Annotated in this window: 15 protein-coding genes; 5 read left to right on the top strand and 10 right to left on the bottom strand. The window is 36.3% G+C overall.

All coding sequences use genetic code 11. The features are described 5' to 3' along the window. Position 1: 1 nt before the first annotated feature. From REI64_RS06205 to REI64_RS06175, 7 genes are all read right to left on the bottom strand, one after another. On the bottom strand, positions 2 to 1207 hold the full coding sequence (locus REI64_RS06205) for an aminotransferase class I/II-fold pyridoxal phosphate-dependent enzyme (RefSeq protein ID WP_308849240.1): 1206 nt from the start codon (positions 1205 to 1207) through the stop codon (positions 2 to 4). A 418-nt stretch (positions 1208 to 1625) separates the two neighbouring features. Next, positions 1626 to 2534, bottom strand: a complete 909-nt coding sequence (locus REI64_RS06200; protein WP_308849239.1) for a helix-turn-helix transcriptional regulator — start codon at positions 2532 to 2534, stop codon at positions 1626 to 1628. A gap of 2 nt (positions 2535 to 2536) precedes the next feature. Continuing rightward, positions 2537 to 2899: a hypothetical protein gene (locus REI64_RS06195; RefSeq protein WP_308849238.1), complete on the bottom strand. Its 363-nt coding sequence runs from the start codon at positions 2897 to 2899 to the stop codon at positions 2537 to 2539. A 27-nt stretch (positions 2900 to 2926) separates the two neighbouring features. Then, positions 2927 to 3373 carry a DUF2147 domain-containing protein gene (locus REI64_RS06190; protein WP_308849237.1) on the bottom strand — a complete coding sequence of 149 codons (447 nt, stop codon included), beginning with the start codon at positions 3371 to 3373 and terminating at the stop codon, positions 2927 to 2929. Next, complete coding sequence (locus REI64_RS06185) at positions 3373 to 4158, bottom strand: SDR family NAD(P)-dependent oxidoreductase (RefSeq protein WP_308849236.1); 786 nt, start codon at positions 4156 to 4158, stop codon at positions 3373 to 3375. Before REI64_RS06185 ends, REI64_RS06190 begins: the two co-directional genes overlap by 1 nt. Positions 4159 to 4618: 460 nt before the next feature. Continuing rightward, positions 4619 to 5443 (bottom strand): DUF4249 domain-containing protein, encoded by an 825-nt coding sequence (locus REI64_RS06180; protein ID WP_308849235.1) that lies wholly within the window; start codon positions 5441 to 5443, stop codon positions 4619 to 4621. 30 nt (positions 5444 to 5473) lie between these two features. After that, positions 5474 to 7873, bottom strand: a complete 2400-nt coding sequence (locus tag REI64_RS06175; RefSeq protein WP_308849234.1) for a TonB-dependent receptor — start codon at positions 7871 to 7873, stop codon at positions 5474 to 5476. Positions 7874 to 8153: 280 nt separating this feature from the next. Between REI64_RS06175 and REI64_RS06170 the strand changes: the two genes are divergently transcribed. The 5 genes from REI64_RS06170 (at position 8154) to REI64_RS06150 (ending at position 13062) form a co-directional block, all read left to right on the top strand. Beyond that, positions 8154 to 9173 (top strand): histidine kinase, encoded by a 1020-nt coding sequence (locus REI64_RS06170; protein ID WP_308849233.1) that lies wholly within the window; start codon positions 8154 to 8156, stop codon positions 9171 to 9173. Next, a complete protein-coding gene (locus tag REI64_RS06165) occupies positions 9170 to 9892 on the top strand; it encodes a LytTR family DNA-binding domain-containing protein (RefSeq protein ID WP_308849232.1) in 723 nt (240 codons plus the stop codon). The genes REI64_RS06170 and REI64_RS06165 overlap by 4 nt, the downstream gene beginning before the upstream one ends. 127 nt (positions 9893 to 10019) lie before the next feature. Beyond that, positions 10020 to 10916 carry a helix-turn-helix domain-containing protein gene (locus REI64_RS06160; protein WP_308849231.1) on the top strand — a complete coding sequence of 299 codons (897 nt, stop codon included), beginning with the start codon at positions 10020 to 10022 and terminating at the stop codon, positions 10914 to 10916. A 172-nt stretch (positions 10917 to 11088) separates the two neighbouring features. Beyond that, positions 11089 to 11493, top strand: a complete 405-nt coding sequence (locus REI64_RS06155) for an OsmC family protein (RefSeq protein WP_308849230.1) — start codon at positions 11089 to 11091, stop codon at positions 11491 to 11493. A gap of 36 nt (positions 11494 to 11529) precedes the next feature. Further along, positions 11530 to 13062, top strand: coding sequence for a malate:quinone oxidoreductase (locus REI64_RS06150; RefSeq protein ID WP_308849380.1), 1533 nt, complete (start codon positions 11530 to 11532; stop codon positions 13060 to 13062). Positions 13063 to 13164: 102 nt separating this feature from the next. Here REI64_RS06150 and ytxJ read toward each other — a convergent pair whose 3' ends face one another. The 3 genes from ytxJ to REI64_RS06135 form a co-directional block, all read right to left on the bottom strand. After that, a complete protein-coding gene (gene ytxJ / locus REI64_RS06145; RefSeq protein ID WP_308849229.1) occupies positions 13165 to 13500 on the bottom strand; it encodes a bacillithiol system redox-active protein YtxJ in 336 nt (111 codons plus the stop codon). Between the two features lie 234 nt (positions 13501 to 13734). Beyond that, positions 13735 to 14226 (bottom strand): 6,7-dimethyl-8-ribityllumazine synthase, encoded by a 492-nt coding sequence (ribH, locus tag REI64_RS06140; RefSeq protein WP_308849228.1) that lies wholly within the window; start codon positions 14224 to 14226, stop codon positions 13735 to 13737. A gap of 108 nt (positions 14227 to 14334) precedes the next feature. Further along, positions 14335 to 15003: a tetratricopeptide repeat protein gene (locus tag REI64_RS06135; RefSeq protein ID WP_308849227.1), complete on the bottom strand. Its 669-nt coding sequence runs from the start codon at positions 15001 to 15003 to the stop codon at positions 14335 to 14337. Positions 15004 to 15121: the final 118 nt, after the last annotated feature.

Below are 15121 nucleotides of genomic sequence, written 5' to 3'. Positions count from 1 at the left end.
TTTATATCGAAGCCTTAACTAAGTCTACACTTGCTTCCTTAAATGCTTGCTTCAATTCGTAGACAGCTTTTTCTATCTGCTCAAATGTATGTGTAGCCATTAACGAGAACCTAATTAAAGATGCATCTGAAGGAACTGCTGGAGAAACCACCGGATTTACAAAAATTCCGTTTTTCTGCAAAATGTTGGTGATGATGAACGTTTTTGCATTATCTCTAATGTAAATCGGCAAAATTGGACTTTCCGGATGTCCAATTTCAAAACCAGCTTCTAGCAATAATTTCTTCGCATAGTTGGTGTTTGCCCACAATTTATCAATACGCTCTGGCTCAGCTTCAATAATATCTAAAGCAGCAAGCACACTGGCTACAGACGCTGGTGTCATACTTGCGCTAAACATTAATGAACGTGCTCTGTGCTTAATAAATTCGATGGTATCTTCATCAGCAGCGATAAAACCACCTAGAGAAGCCAACGATTTACTGAACGTGCTCATGATTAAATCAACCTTGTCGGTTAAGTTAAAGTGTGAAGCCGTACCTGCGCCGTTGAAGCCAATAACGCCAAGACTATGTGCGTCGTCCATCATGATGTTTGCACCAAACTCATCGGCAATTTTTACCATTTCTGGTAAGTTTACCATGTCGCCTTCCATGCTGAAAATACCATCAGAAACAATAAGTTTTGCAGCATCTTCTGGCAAACGACTTAGTTTAGCACGCAAATCGTTCATATCATTGTGTGCATATTTAATAGAGCGAGAGAAAGACAATCTGCTACCATCAATGATAGATGCATGGTCATACTCGTCTAAAATCAAATAATCATTTCTGTCTAACAAACAAGAAATTACGCCTAAGTTTACTTGAAATCCTGTACTGAATAAAACTGCAGCCGGTTTGTCTACATAAGCAGCTAGCCTTTGCTCTAACTCTAAATGGATGTCTAATGTTCCGTTCAAAAATCTAGAGCCAGCACAACCAGTTCCATATTTCTCAATTGCTTTTTGAGAAGCTTCTTTTATTTTTGGGTGATTGGTTAAACCTAGGTAAGAGTTTGAACCAAACATGAGTACAGGTTTGCCGTCAATGATAACTTCAGTATCTTGTGCAGACGAAATAGAACGGAAATAAGGGTAAAGTCCTTGTTCCTTAATTCTTTTTGCGTCCTGAAATGAAGCTACTCTATCTTGTAATTTTTTACGCATATTTTTATGCAATTAGTCTTTGTGTGTTAGATATTAATTCTCTTTTGGTTTGATAAAGAATAACTTCGATGGATAGTTAGACTAAGTCATCATTAAAATTGTTACTCTTTTGATAACATAAATTTAACGATTTAATAAATGAGAATTAATAATTCTGGCAAATTTAACAAAAGTTTAGTTCTGGTGCAGTGGTTTAAAAGTACGGGTTATTGGTCAAAAAGTATTATTTTAATAAATCTGACATTTGGTAAACAAAATGGCGACTTAGGTGTTTAGTTGCGATTTATCTCTGTTTATGTCTTCAAAAGTTCATTTTTCTCCTATTATTTGTAATTGTTGGTTAAAAAATCAATTGGTAATTATGTAATTCTTTAAGGTGTTAATTATTTTATTTTTTTTAGAACCACAAGTGTTAAGATTAATTAAAGGATGCTCTAAATGCTAAAGGTGAAACGTTGGTTTTGTTCTTGAATAATTTACTGAAGCTCTGTTGATGCTCAAAACCTAATCCGTAAGCTATTTCGCCAACAGACAATTGCGTAGTAGAGAGTTTCTCCTTTGCTTTTTCTATCAGCTTGTTGTGAATATGTTGCTGTGCACTTTGTTCTGTTAGTTGTTTCAGGAGGCTACTCAAGTATTTTGTAGAAATGTTCAGTTCATCGGCAAGATATTGGACAGAGGGCAGGCCTTTCATAAGTAAACCTTCGTTGTCGAAGTAGTCGCTCAGCAATTTTTCAAACCGATCTAGCACTTGATGATTATTCTTTTTTCTGGTAATAAACTGCCGCTGATAAAAACGCTCTGAATAGTTAAGTAAAGTTTCAATGTGTGAAATAATAATGTCTTGGCTAAATCGGTCGATATTAGATTGGTACTCGCTTTTAATATTATCGATAATGCCGTTTACTATATTCTTTTCCTTGTCTGAAAGAAATAATGCCTCGTTTACCGTGTAATCGAAAAAATCGTATTTCTTAATGTCTTTTGCTAACGATGTTCCCCAAAGCAAATCTGGATGGATGAGTAAAACCCAACCTGAAAGGTCATCATCGGGTTCGGGTCCGGCGCCTCTTAAAACTTGGTTTGGGGCAACAAAATACATCATGCCTTCGTCAAAATCATAGGTTTGTTGACCGTAAAATAGTTTATTAGTAAAACCTTTCTTTAACGAAATGTAATAAAAGTCGAACGTGGCACTCAGCTCACCTACAAATTCGGGGATCTTTAAATCTGCATAATTTAAGATACTAATTAGCGGATGTTCAGGGCTTGGCAATCCAAAAGCTCTGTGTGCTTCTGTGATTGTCTGTAATCGAATTAGGTTCATCTTTAGCTTGCATTTTTTAAAAATGGATACTTCAGCCAGATCATTATCAAAGGCATAATCAGGAAAGGAATTTCCATCATTACCATTTTAAAATTGCCTGCCCTTATCGCTAAAGCCATAATTACTAAAATTGATGTAGCATTTAGTACGTTTCCTAAGAAGAAGGTTTTGGGGATGAGTAGCAGTACGCCAATTAAAATGGTAATTACCCCAAAAAAAGGAATAATTGGTTCGCTAATGCCTAGTTCGTTCATCATCTTTAATGATTCTGGGTGTTTCTTGTAATTAAAAGTGTCCCATCCGTGTTTAAAAGCTAGGAAAACTGATACTAGCAATAATGCTAATGAAATGATACTCTTTGCCATAGATAATTTTGTTGATGTAAATCAAATTTAATTAATTCTTTTAAATTTCATGGTTTTGCCTAAAAGCGATACGCCCATATAGCCTCTAAATTCTAACTGATTAATGCTTTTCAATTTCGCCTTTAAGCTGTAAGTATTACCATCGCTAGGATTATAAAGTTTTCCGCCAGTGTACTCACCATTGTCGTATTTTAGATTGGTAATGTTCACTATACCTTTTCTAGATCTGCTCTGTAAGCTCTTATCGGGATTTTTAAAATCTTTCTTTGGAGTTTTGCCATCGGTTTCGTACATGTTAGATGCCCATAGTAGTTTTCCGAAATATTTATCACCAGATTGATAAATATCAAATTTAAGTTGTACCTCTGAATCTACACTTTCCCAAACTCCAATGATTTTATCGGCATCTAATTTCTGTGCGAAGCTCGCAAAAGAGCTTGCTGCTAATAACATTATAAAAAGTAACTTTTTCATTATTTTTCAGCTTCGTTTAGTTGTTTAATTTTTTTAAACTCTCTGTGACCGTAATTCAATAGCACGTTCGGAAAAATTCTGGTTGCAGTTTTAATCACGCTTATTAAAAAAGGTTTGAGCTCTTTTTTATCTTCCTTAAGTCCTTTAATTACCACGTTAACCATTTTGTCTGCGTCCATCATCATGCTTTCGTTAGGTTGTACCTGCCATTCGTTCTGCAAGTTGGTTTTTACTCCAGGAGGGATTATTTCGAACACTTTTACGTTGGTATTTTCTAACTGTAATCGTAAAGCTTGTGTGTAAGCCCTCACACCAGCTTTTGTGGCGCTGTAAATTGGTGCGGGAGAGTAGCTCATAAATGCAATGCCCGAAGAAACATTTACTATAGCAGCCGATTTTTTGCTAAGCAAATGTGGCAAAAACTGATGTGCCATTTGTATGGTACCACTAAGGTTTGTTTGCACCTCTCGATTAATGTTTTCCAAATCTAAAGATGTATCCTGTAGGTCAATTAATCGCATTTGTCCCGCGTTGTTAATAATGATATTCAAATCGGGAAACTGTTGTGTAACATCTTGGTACAGTTGTTCAATAGCCTTCGGATTGCTAACATCGCTTCTAAAAGTGTGCACGTTTGGATATTGTGCTTTGGTTTTGTTTAGCGCATCTTCGTTACGTCCGGTAACTATAATTTTTGCTCCTTGCTCGGTTAATTGCTTTACCATTTCTAGCCCAATTCCGCTGGTGCCGCCGGTAATAAGTATGGTGCTGTTTTTTAAATCCATTTTTTTTATGTTTTTGATAAAGCAAATTTCAACGGAATTGGCAAGATAGATGTATCCAAAAGTCGCAAAGTTGTAGCCGAAATACTGTATCAAATAATTCCTTGCGTTGGCTCTGATGGGAGAAGATTACGGGCTTCAAACATCAAAGCTTTGATAAAATAAGATTAACCCGTTTTGCATTCAATATGGTAGTTCTTCACAATTAAGCCCTCTGTCTTTCAGTATTTTGATTATTTCTTCAGAAATTTTGGATGAAGCTTCTATGCGCAAAATTTTGTCGCAGTCTTCCAAATCAAAGTTCCAGCCCGATATTGCCCAATGCTTGTTAAGCAAAAGCCCTAGTTGGCTAACAATGTTTTGGCAATTTACATTTGTTCTAAAAATTAATACCTCCATCGTTCTATCGGGCTTAATTGTTTTTACATATCAACTTTTTGAGTAACGCATATGCTAAATGGGTTTATTTTATGGTGTAGTTTCTGGTAGCTACTTCCGATAATCTGAAATAGCCCATAACGTAATTATCTGCATTGTTTTGGTTAACGATGTTGCCCCTCACTTTTGCAGGTGTAGATGGAAATGGTCCAGTGTCGGCACCAGAGGCTAGTATAATTTTCCTTAAATAGTCATAAAATCGTTTCGAAACTCCGTACAGTTTTATGTTTATTTCATGACCCGCTTTAAGGTCTTCGTCAGAAAAGTAGTGTGTAATTTTCTTGCCCTGAAAATTTTCATCGGCCTCAAGCTCATATTCTGGGAAAGCCATGTAGCTAGGTTTTATACCTAACGCATAGTAATTATCTTCTGCACCGTTGTCTTGAAACGAAAATTGGATTTCCACTTCGTCGCCTGTCATACCTCCAGTATTGGTTTGTGTAATTTCGGGTTCAATATCGGGTACGCTTAGTAATGTTTCGGTAGCGGTGTAGGTAATGCCGTTTAGTGTTACTGTTAAAAGATAAGCCTGCCCAATAACTGGAACAAAATTTTGGCATACATACTCTCCGGGTTTGGCTCCCTCAACAAAGTTGAAAACCGTGTTGTTTGCCGAATTACGAACAGTGATTGTTGCTCCAGAAACCGTAGGAAACTTGGTGTCGTAATATCCTGTAGTAGTAGAAAGCTTAATTTTTTGTTCGTTTCCAGATGTTCCCTTTATCCAGTCTATACTAGCATCTATTACTAATCTTGGCTCGGCAGTATTTAAATCTACATCAATTACTTTTTCGCAGCTTAGCAAAAATACGCTAGCACTCAGCATTAAAAATCTTATCAATAATCTCATTTCTATATTAGTTTTTTTGATGATTTAATTCTAAAATTTGAAGTTGTACGTAACACCTGGAACAATACCAAATATTGATATCCGCTTTGCTTCACTTACACCCGTATTTGGATTTTGGCTAAACATGAAAGCTGCGGCGTTATTTCTGTTGTAAATGTTGTAGATACTGAAAACCCACTCGCCTTGCCAGCCTTTAACTTTATTCGGCTTGCGTTTGTAAGTTGCCGATAAATCTAAGTGATGGTAGGCAGAGAGGGAGTTTTCATTACGTAGGCCGTAGTCTGCAACAGTTATGCCTTGGTATTCATATTTTCCGTTAGGAAATGTAGCTGCTCTACCAGATTGAAAGGTAAATGTTCCGCCGAAGCTCCATTTACTACTGATATCGTAGGCAGCGTTAATAGAAAAATTATGTCGCTTGTCGTAATTGGCACGATACCACTGGCCATCATTAATTCCAGGTTCTTCTGGTGTTCTGCCTGGTGTGCGTTGCTCGGCTTTTGAAAGCGTGTACGAAATCCATCCGTTCAGTTTTCCAGTATTTTTCTTCAGCATCAATTCCAATCCGTAAGAGCGTGCTTGTCCATTTAATAGTACCTGCTCAATGTTTTTGTGTGCAATTAGGTCGGCACCGTCAATAAAATCGGCTTTGTTTTTTACCTTTTTGTAGAAGGTTTCTGCCTCTAATGAATAATCGCCATCTTTAAAGTTTTGAAAATAACCTAAGGCTACTTGGTCTAATACTTCGGGCTTTAAGTATTGGTCGCTAGGTGCCCAAATATCTAATGGAGAAACTGATGCCGTGTTAGAAATTAAATGCACATATTGGCTCATGCGGTTGTAGCTCGCTTTCACAGATTGATTGGCGTTTAGCGAGTAAGCGATGCCAAAACGAGGCTCTAAATTTCCAAAACTTGCAATTTTTTTGTTCTTACCGTAGCTGATGTTCCCAGTTGGAGTGGCCTCTTCATAAATCTGTTGCTCTGGATTAAAAACTACCGCTTGGTTGTTGGCATAAGTGTTTATGGTTTGTTCTCCCATGCGAGTAAAATTGCTATACCTTAATCCGTAGCTTAACGATATTTTGTCGGATATTTTTTGTTCGGCACCAGCATAAAGCGCATTTTCTAGTGCACATTTTTTAGCAATTTGGTCCGGATTTAGTGTCGAATTTTCATCGAATGGTTTAATTGTGCCAGGATTAAATTGGTAATATATCGAGTTTGCGCCATAGCTTAAAGTAAGCTTGTCTGATGCGTAGTGTTTCACATCGTACTTTAAGTTGTAGTTCTTAATATCAGATGCCCAGTCTATACCTACCATTTTTAACTTTAAGCCGTAATCGTAGTTGCTGTAAATAGCCGAGGCGTTAGAGAAAACCTTATCAGAGAAAATATGGTTCCAGCGTAAGTTAAAAAGTCTGTTTCCATAAGTATTTACAAAAACGCCGTTCATGTCAAAATAATCTTTACCAAAATAGCCCGATGCGTAGAGATTGTTTTTATCGTTAATTCGGTAGTTTAATTTGGCATTCATATCATAGAAATAAGCAGAATTTGGTTCGTTAGCCAACTTTAAAAGCAAATGGATATAAGAGCTTCTGCCCGCCACCACAAAAGAGCTTTTTTCTTTCACAATTGGTCCTTCTACCAATAATCGGCTAGAAAGTAGCCCTAAGCCACCGTTAACGTGAAATTCTTTATTGTTGCCTTCCTTTTGGTAAATGTCTAGAACTGACGAAATCCTGCCGCCAAAATTTGCAGGTATGCCACCTTTATAGAGTTTTAAATCCTTAATAATATCAGAATTAAAAACAGAGAAAAACCCAAATAGGTGCGAGGTGTTGTAAACTACAGCTTCATCCAACAAAACCAAGTTTCCATCTACAGAACCACCTCTTACGTTAAAACCAGTAGCACCTTCTTGTGCATTGGTAACGCCCGGTAATTGTAATATCGATTTTAGCACATCTACTTCGCCCATCATTGGTGGCATCTTTCTAATGGTAGTGATAGAAAGTTTGTTAATACTCATTTCTGGCTTGCTAATGTTGATTTTGTTAGGGTTAGATTTGATAGTGACGCCTTCTAATGATTTGCTGTTTTCTGTCATCACGAAGTTTTTCTTAGTGTTTTGATTTAGCGAAATTTTTTCTTCCACGTTATCAAAACCCATGTAGCTAATTACCACAGTATAATTTCCCTTTGGTAGTGTAATAGAGTAGAAACCATAAGTGTTGGTGGCAACAGCAATCTTGGCTTCGAGTATTTGTATGCTTACACCAATAAGTGTTTCGTTGTTTAATTTGTTGGCGATGGTTCCACTAAGGGTAACCTTTTGTTTTGATGTTTCGCTGGTAGTTTCTTGCGCATTTGCGCTAAACAGAAACCCCAAAAATAAGAGAAGGCAAACATTGATTTTGTAGCTCATTTGAAAATTTTAATTTGTTCCAATTGAGAGCTAAACTATATTTTTAAGGTATTTCCATTTTTCGATTTATACCAAAGGGATTGATTTTTATATCAAAATGTATTTGACGACTACTAAAGTTTTTAGGGTTTAAGCTTTAGTTGAGAATAAAGTTGGTTCTTATATATGTTTTAGATGAAATACGAGTTTTGTTTTCGTATAAAAACGAAGTGCTTTCGTATAATATATAATCTGTCCGTTGTTTAATATTTTACATTTGTTTACGTAATATGATTACAAAATGAGTGAAAATCTACACAATCAACTTCATAACGAAAACTGGGCGCTTCAATTCTTGATTTCATCTAAATACAGAATATATAGGCACTTGTTATTAATAGTCTCTTTTAGTGCAGTGTTATTGAATAGTGGGCCAGAAGTTACGGCGCCAGCGCTAACTTTGCTGCTTTTTCTGCTGCTGTTTTATGTTAATATGTACCTGCTGGTGCCAAAATTGTTGTTTAAAAACAAATACATTTTGTATTGTCTTTCTATCCTGGGAATTATTGCGCTATCGGCAAAAATTTATTCGTTAGCAGTTTATATTTTCGATTTAGAAACCGATGAAAATGGATTAAATATTCCGCTTTTTGCATCACTTATCATTGTACTGGTCTGCGCTTCTTCATCCATCAAGTTATTCCAAAAATGGATAGTTGATAAGCAATTGATTTATGAGCTAGAAAAATCGAAAACAGTTGCCGAATTAGAGCAGTTGAAGAACCAAATCAATCCGCATTTTCTGTTCAATATGCTGAACAACGCTAATGTGCTGACCAAAAAAGACCCCGAAAAGGCATCGCAAGTGTTAATGAAATTGAGCGATTTGCTTCGTTATCAGTTGTATGACAGTGCAAGAGACAAGGTTTTGCTGACTTCCGACATCCATTTTTTGGAAGACTTTTTAAACTTAGAAAAGGTGCGTAGGGATAGTTTCGACTTTGTAATCTCGAAAGAAGGCAATTTGAGTGGTGTACAAATTCCACCTTTGCTGTTTATCTCTTTTGTAGAAAATGCAGTAAAACATAATAATGACGCGACAAAGTCATCTTATGTAAATTTGTTTTTTGACGTTAGCCATGATGAACTTTTCTTCAAATGCGTAAACTCAAAGCCAACTACAAAAGCTGTAAATGCCAACGGTGGGTTAGGATTAGCGAATATAAAACGTAGATTAGAATTGCTTTTTCCGCACGCACACCAATTAGAAATTGAGGATAAACCCGAAACTTATAGCATTACATTAACTTTGAAGCTATGAACTGTATTATTGTAGACGACGAACCTTTGGCAAGAGAGGCCATCGCGATGCTGGTGGACCAAACAGGGAATTTAAATTTAATCGGGTCTTTCAACAATCCCGATGCTGCCTCAGAATTTTTATTAGACAGCGCAGTTGATTTAGTTTTTCTCGACATACAAATGCCGGGAACTAACGGAATTGAATTTGCCAGAACTATCCCAAAAGAAACTTTTGTAGTTTTTACTACGGCTTTTTCTGAATTTGCTACGGATAGTTACGAAGTTGATGCGATTGATTATCTGATAAAGCCTGTAAGGTTAGAACGGTTTCAAAAGGCAGTAGAAAAGGCACAGACTTACTACAAATTATTTGCCGCAGATTATACGAGCAATAACATTGAAACCATTACCAACGATTACTTCTTTGTAAAAGCAGATAGGAAGATATTTAAGGTTTATTTCGATAATATTCTTTTTATAGAAGGTTTAAAGGATTATGTAGTAGTGCATACCGATACCCAAAAAGTAATTACGGCAATGAATATTAAAACCATTCACGACCAATTGCCAAAAAACATGTTTGTTAGGGTAAGCAAATCTTACATCATCAATGCAAAACATATTGACTCTGTAGATAATAACACTGTTTACATCGGTAAAAATGAAATCCCCATTGGAAATATTTATAGGGAATTCTTTTTTAATGAATTTGTAACCAAGAAGATTTTAAGTAGATAAGTTGAAAGTACTATCTCCAACTTGTTAACGCGGTGTCATTAAAGTAGATAAAATCAAATATTGTTACTTTTTTCCATCTGGATGACGACCTTTGCACCGTGTATATCACAATTAAACATTTTCTAAAATGAATAACATGATAGAGCAGCGATGCATGGAAAAGGATTTGGTAAATGGTGGCAAAATGAACGTGCTTACCAGTGCCGAAATTATTCCTTTAATGATATTCAATGAGCCTTTTAGGTCTAATTCATTTGCAGTAATTGTGGTGCAAAAAGGTTCGCTGGTGTTTCAGAATAACTTCGTGAAAAACACCATGAAGGCTAAAGATGTGTATTTGGTTACGCCTGGAAGCTTGTGCGAATTGCATGAAATGTCTGACGATTTGGAGTTTATCAGCATGGGTTTTAAGAAGGAATATCTGAAAGAACAAGGTGTTTTTCTTAACGGAGCAGAGATTGTACATTTATTTTCATCAGACTTGGTACACAAATTTTCTTTAAATGATGATGAATTTGAGGATATGGTTTTCTCACTTCGGTCTTTAAAAAAGAAAATTAACCTGCCTGCGGCTACACCACATTTTAAAGATGTTATTCGCCATAGCTTTATTTCAGTGCTTTACGAAGTACTGATTGTTTATAGTAAATACCGTGTTTTTATCCCAATTAAGCTGAATAGGCAAGAAGAATTGACTACTAATTTCTTGAATTTACTGAGTGATAATTTTAAGCAAGAAAAACGAGTTCAGCATTACGCAAAAGAACTTTTTGTAACTTCTAGACATTTATCGCAAGTGGTAAAGCAAGTAACCGGAAAAACGGCTGGCGAAGTTATCGACGAAATGATTATCAATGAAGCCAAGGTGTTACTCTCTTCTCATGTAATGAATGTTGCGCAAGTTGCTGATGAATTGAGATTTAGTGACCAATCTTTTTTTGGGAAGTTTTTTAAGAAATATACCGGAATTTCGCCATCTATTTACAGGTCAAATAGTACTGTTGCTATTAACCCCCCTTTTTAGTGGAAAAATAATACTTCGACACTTGTCGTTTTTGTAAAATGATAAAGGTTTTTTCTGGAAAAACGAAGAATGAATAATTCTTTTGTGGTCAAATTGTAAAACCGATAATGAAACTTCAATTTTATTGCATAATAATTTGATTTTAAGCGTTAAATTTGCGAAAATTTAAGCTATGTCTACATCTAAAATTACCTATACTGGAGATTTGAGGACTACATCCATTCACCTCAAATCGGGTAGTGAAATTATTACCGACGCCCCAACAGATAATCAGGGTAAAGGAGAGGCATTTTCACCAACAGATTTACTAGCAACATCATTAGGTAATTGCATGTTGACTATTGTAGGCATTGCGGCTAAAAATCATAGTTTTAATATTGATGGCACAACAGCCGAAATTACTAAGGTAATGGCCGAAAATCCACGTAGGGTAAGTGAGATCATTGTTAGTCTTCAATTTCCAACAAATAATTATACCGAAAAGGAAAAGGCTATTATCGAAAGGTCTGCTAAAACTTGCCCAGTGGCATTTAGCTTGCATCCCGATATTAAGCAGGAAATAACCTTTAATTATTGAGTTTCATCGCCTGCGAGTTAAATTGTAGGATTTTATATTTGGTTTTATAAAATGAGTAGAAAAAAAAAGACGGTTGTTGAAACCGACGCAGATGTTATTTTAATTGGTGCGGGTATCATGAGTGCAACGCTTGGCGTGTTGCTCAAAGAGCTTAACCCTAATTTAAGCATCGAAATTTACGAGCGACTAGATGTAGCCGCCGCAGAAAGTTCTGACGCTTGGAACAACGCCGGAACTGGACACTCGGCATTTTGTGAGTTAAATTACACGCCGCAAAAAGCTAACGGAACGGTAGATGTCAAGAAAGCTGTTTCCATTGCAGAATCATTTGAGGTTTCTAAACAGTTTTGGACTTATTTGTTGGATAAAGGGATTTTAAAAGATCCAGCTTCTTTTATCAGAAATATTCCACATTTAAGCTTTGTATGGGGAGAAAAGAACGTAGAATATCTTAAAACCCGCTACACTAACTTAAAATCGTGTAATTTATTTGCTGAAATGCAGTATAGCGAAAATCCATCAGAAATTAATGAGTGGATTCCTTTGGTGATGGAGGGGAGAGATGACAAACAACCTATTGCTGCTACAAAAGTTGACTTGGGAACAGACGTAAACTTCGGTTCGTTAACCAGAGAGATGTTTAACTATTTGGCTAAGCAAGATAAAGTGGCGCTTCATTTCCATCATGAAATTCGTGATTTGAATAAGCAGGATGATGGCAGCTGGGAAATTAAGGTAAAAAACCTTGATAGTGGCAAGAAGAAAAAACGCTTAGCGAAATTTGTATTTATTGGAGCTGGTGGTGGTTCTTTATTGTTGTTAGAGAAAGCTAACATTAAAGAAGGTAAAGGTTTTGGTGGTTTCCCAGTTAGCGGACAATGGCTAAAATGTACCAACGAAGAAGTGATTGCTCGTCACCATGCAAAGGTGTACGGTAAGGCGGCTGTTGGTGCTCCGCCAATGTCGGTGCCTCATTTAGATACAAGGATCATCAACGGCAAACAAGCTTTGTTGTTTGGGCCTTATGCTGGTTTTTCTACCAAGTTTTTAAAGAACGGCTCTTATTTTGATTTAGCTGCTTCTATTAAATTGAGCAATATCCGCCCAATGATTTCGGCAGGCTTAAAAAGCATCGATTTAACAAAATACTTGATAGAGCAAGTGCGTCAATCTCCAGAAGATAGGTTTGCTGCTTTGAAAGAATATATGCCAAATGCGGATATTAAAGATTGGGAATTGGAAATTGCCGGTCAGCGTGTACAAGTAATTAAAAAGAAGCCAAGCGGTGGTGGTATTTTAGAGTTTGGTACTGAAGTAGTAAGTGCTGGCGATGGTTCTATTGCGGCTTTATTGGGTGCTTCACCAGGTGCATCTACCGCTGTTTCTATCATGATAGAACTGATGAACAGATGCTTTAAAAAAGAAATGCAAACTGCAGATTGGCAAAGTAAGATCAGGGAAATGATACCTAGTTTTGGGCAGAAGTTGGCCGAAGATGATGAGTTGTGTCAAGAAGTTCGTCAACGTACATCTGCAGCGTTAAAATTAAATGAAGAGGTAATAGCTTAGTCCCAGTTGCACCTTATAACAGAAAAGCTCCGGATTATTAGATTCGGAGCTTTTTATGTTTTAGAAATAAGTGAATAAGACGTTTACTTTTCTTAAGTATCCTTAAGCACCCATTACTTCTGCCACTTCATCAGCAGAGATATCACCATGTGAAGCATCTAAAAGGCACTCACCATCTTTAACTAATAATAATTGAGGTGATTCGTGATGTACTTTAAAAACTTCAGCAATATAGGCAGAAACGTCGCGATGGCTAATAAGGTCTAAAAAATAGAACTTGACTTCGGAAGGAATCACATTCCAATCTCTCTCAAAACTTCTTTTTGCCATTGCACTAACAGAGCAACGCGTACTGTGTTTAAAAATTACACTGTAGCCATTGCTTGCCTTAATGCTATCAATTTGGGGAATTTCTTTTAAATCGGTCCAATTACTCATATTACCTTCTTCTTCCTTTTGCTTCTGGGTAAGAGCCGTAAGCAGGACATAGACGGTTAGAGCATGATTCTAATACTGCAATAGCGCAGAACGCAAATAACAATAGAATAGCTATTTTCTTCATTTTTCTGATTTTGAACCACTAAAGTACCGAAAAAACCTAAAAATCAAATATTAAATTTAAGTTTTAAAGCGGCTTAATTACTGAGAAGCCTTTATGAATTTTTAATATAGTCACAGGTTTAACGAATATTCTACCATTTTTAGTGCGGTAATCGCAGCTTCATCTCCTTTATTGCCGTGTTTGCCGCCAGCTCTGTCAATAGCTTGCTGCTCATCGTTGGTGGTTAATACACCAAAAATTACAGGTTTGCTATACTTAATACCTACGTTGGTAATACCTTGAGCAGCTGCTTCACAAATAAAATCGAAGTGTTTGGTGTCGCCTTGTATTACACAGCCAATGCAAATTACGGCATCAATGTCTTTTCTTTTATTAAGGAGGATGTCTGCTGCGCCAGTAAGTTCAAATGTGCCTGGTACGCTTAATGAAAGGATATCGCTTTCATCAACATTGTGTTTAATCAACGTATCAAAAGCACCTTGATAAAGTGCGCCTGTTATTTTTGCATTCCACTCTGCCACAACGATAGCTATTTTGTAGCCTTTGCCAGATGGAATAGTAGTATGTGAAAAGTCTGAAAGATTTTTAAGGTGTGTTGCCATAGTGCAAAGATATATTTTTACTTGTTGGGGCGAAAAATTTTTCGCCCTTACCTTTTTATACGAAAAAGCCCCGAATTTCTTCGAGGCTTCCATCCGCTTTGCGGAAAATTATTTTGCTTGTGCACCAACTCTAGCAATATAAGAGTCGATCATTTGAGCTTCTTGACTTTCAGGGAACTGAGTTTTTATTTTAGTGTAAGCTTCTTCTGCACCTTTAAAATCTTTCAAAGTTTCGTTTACTAATCCTAATTTCTTAAGAAACATTGGAGAGGTGAACTTGTTAGTAGATTTGTCGATAGCTTTCTTGTAATAAGTTGAAGCTTGTTTGTAATCTTTTAATTCGCTGTAAGCATCTCCTAATAGACCTAAAGCCAAAGGATCTGCTACCGGGCTACCTGTTGCACTGTATTTGCTTAACGCATCAACTGCTTTTTTGTACTCGCCTTTGCGTAAATAGATACCACCTAGATATAAATTAGCTAAGTTAGCTGATTTTGTGTTTTCGTATTCTGCCGCAATTTTTTCAAGACCTGGGTAACCACCTTCGCCGTTAATTGCTTTGTTAGCCAATGAATCTACTCCAACAAATTGCTCTACTTTGAACATTTGGCTAGCTGCTTCTTCTTGTCTGTTGGTTAGATACACGCCTTGATACCAAATAAAAATACCAATTAAAACAACAATTGCTCCAGCAATAAATGCTAAACTTTTAGTGTTTTCTTGTATAAATGAACCTTTTTTAATCGGTTGTGGTGTTTGTTGCTCTGTTGAAGACATTTGTAGTTTAAAATTAAAGGATTGCAAAAATACATTTTTCATTTAAAGTATCAACTCTTTTTAAATCATTTAATTAACGATACTTAGAAAAATGTAACCACATAGAAGCATAGACATT

The organism is Pedobacter sp., assembly GCF_031119335.1.
GTDB lineage: Bacteria > Bacteroidota > Bacteroidia > Sphingobacteriales > Sphingobacteriaceae > Pedobacter.
This window is presented reverse-complemented; position numbering and strand designations above follow the sequence as displayed.

What these genes read in the sequence shown, in the direction of transcription:
- REI64_RS06205 (WP_308849240.1), bottom strand. Translation starts at nt 1,207, where the DNA reads ATGCGTAAAAAATTACAAGATAGAGTAGCTTCATTTCAGGACGCAAAA.
- REI64_RS06200 (WP_308849239.1), bottom strand. Translation starts at nt 2,534, where the DNA reads ATGAACCTAATTCGATTACAGACAATCACAGAAGCACACAGAGCTTTT.
- REI64_RS06195 (WP_308849238.1), bottom strand. Translation starts at nt 2,899, where the DNA reads ATGGCAAAGAGTATCATTTCATTAGCATTATTGCTAGTATCAGTTTTC.
- REI64_RS06190 (WP_308849237.1), bottom strand. Translation starts at nt 3,373, where the DNA reads ATGAAAAAGTTACTTTTTATAATGTTATTAGCAGCAAGCTCTTTTGCG.
- REI64_RS06185 (WP_308849236.1), bottom strand. Translation starts at nt 4,158, where the DNA reads ATGGATTTAAAAAACAGCACCATACTTATTACCGGCGGCACCAGCGGA.
- REI64_RS06180 (WP_308849235.1), bottom strand. Translation starts at nt 5,443, where the DNA reads ATGAGATTATTGATAAGATTTTTAATGCTGAGTGCTAGCGTATTTTTG.
- REI64_RS06175 (WP_308849234.1), bottom strand. Translation starts at nt 7,873, where the DNA reads ATGAGCTACAAAATCAATGTTTGCCTTCTCTTATTTTTGGGGTTTCTG.
- REI64_RS06170 (WP_308849233.1), top strand. Translation starts at nt 8,154, where the DNA reads ATGAGTGAAAATCTACACAATCAACTTCATAACGAAAACTGGGCGCTT.
- REI64_RS06165 (WP_308849232.1), top strand. Translation starts at nt 9,170, where the DNA reads ATGAACTGTATTATTGTAGACGACGAACCTTTGGCAAGAGAGGCCATC.
- REI64_RS06160 (WP_308849231.1), top strand. Translation starts at nt 10,020, where the DNA reads ATGAATAACATGATAGAGCAGCGATGCATGGAAAAGGATTTGGTAAAT.
- REI64_RS06155 (WP_308849230.1), top strand. Translation starts at nt 11,089, where the DNA reads ATGTCTACATCTAAAATTACCTATACTGGAGATTTGAGGACTACATCC.
- ytxJ (WP_308849229.1), bottom strand. Translation starts at nt 13,500, where the DNA reads ATGAGTAATTGGACCGATTTAAAAGAAATTCCCCAAATTGATAGCATT.
- ribH (WP_308849228.1), bottom strand. Translation starts at nt 14,226, where the DNA reads ATGGCAACACACCTTAAAAATCTTTCAGACTTTTCACATACTACTATT.
- REI64_RS06135 (WP_308849227.1), bottom strand. Translation starts at nt 15,003, where the DNA reads ATGTCTTCAACAGAGCAACAAACACCACAACCGATTAAAAAAGGTTCA.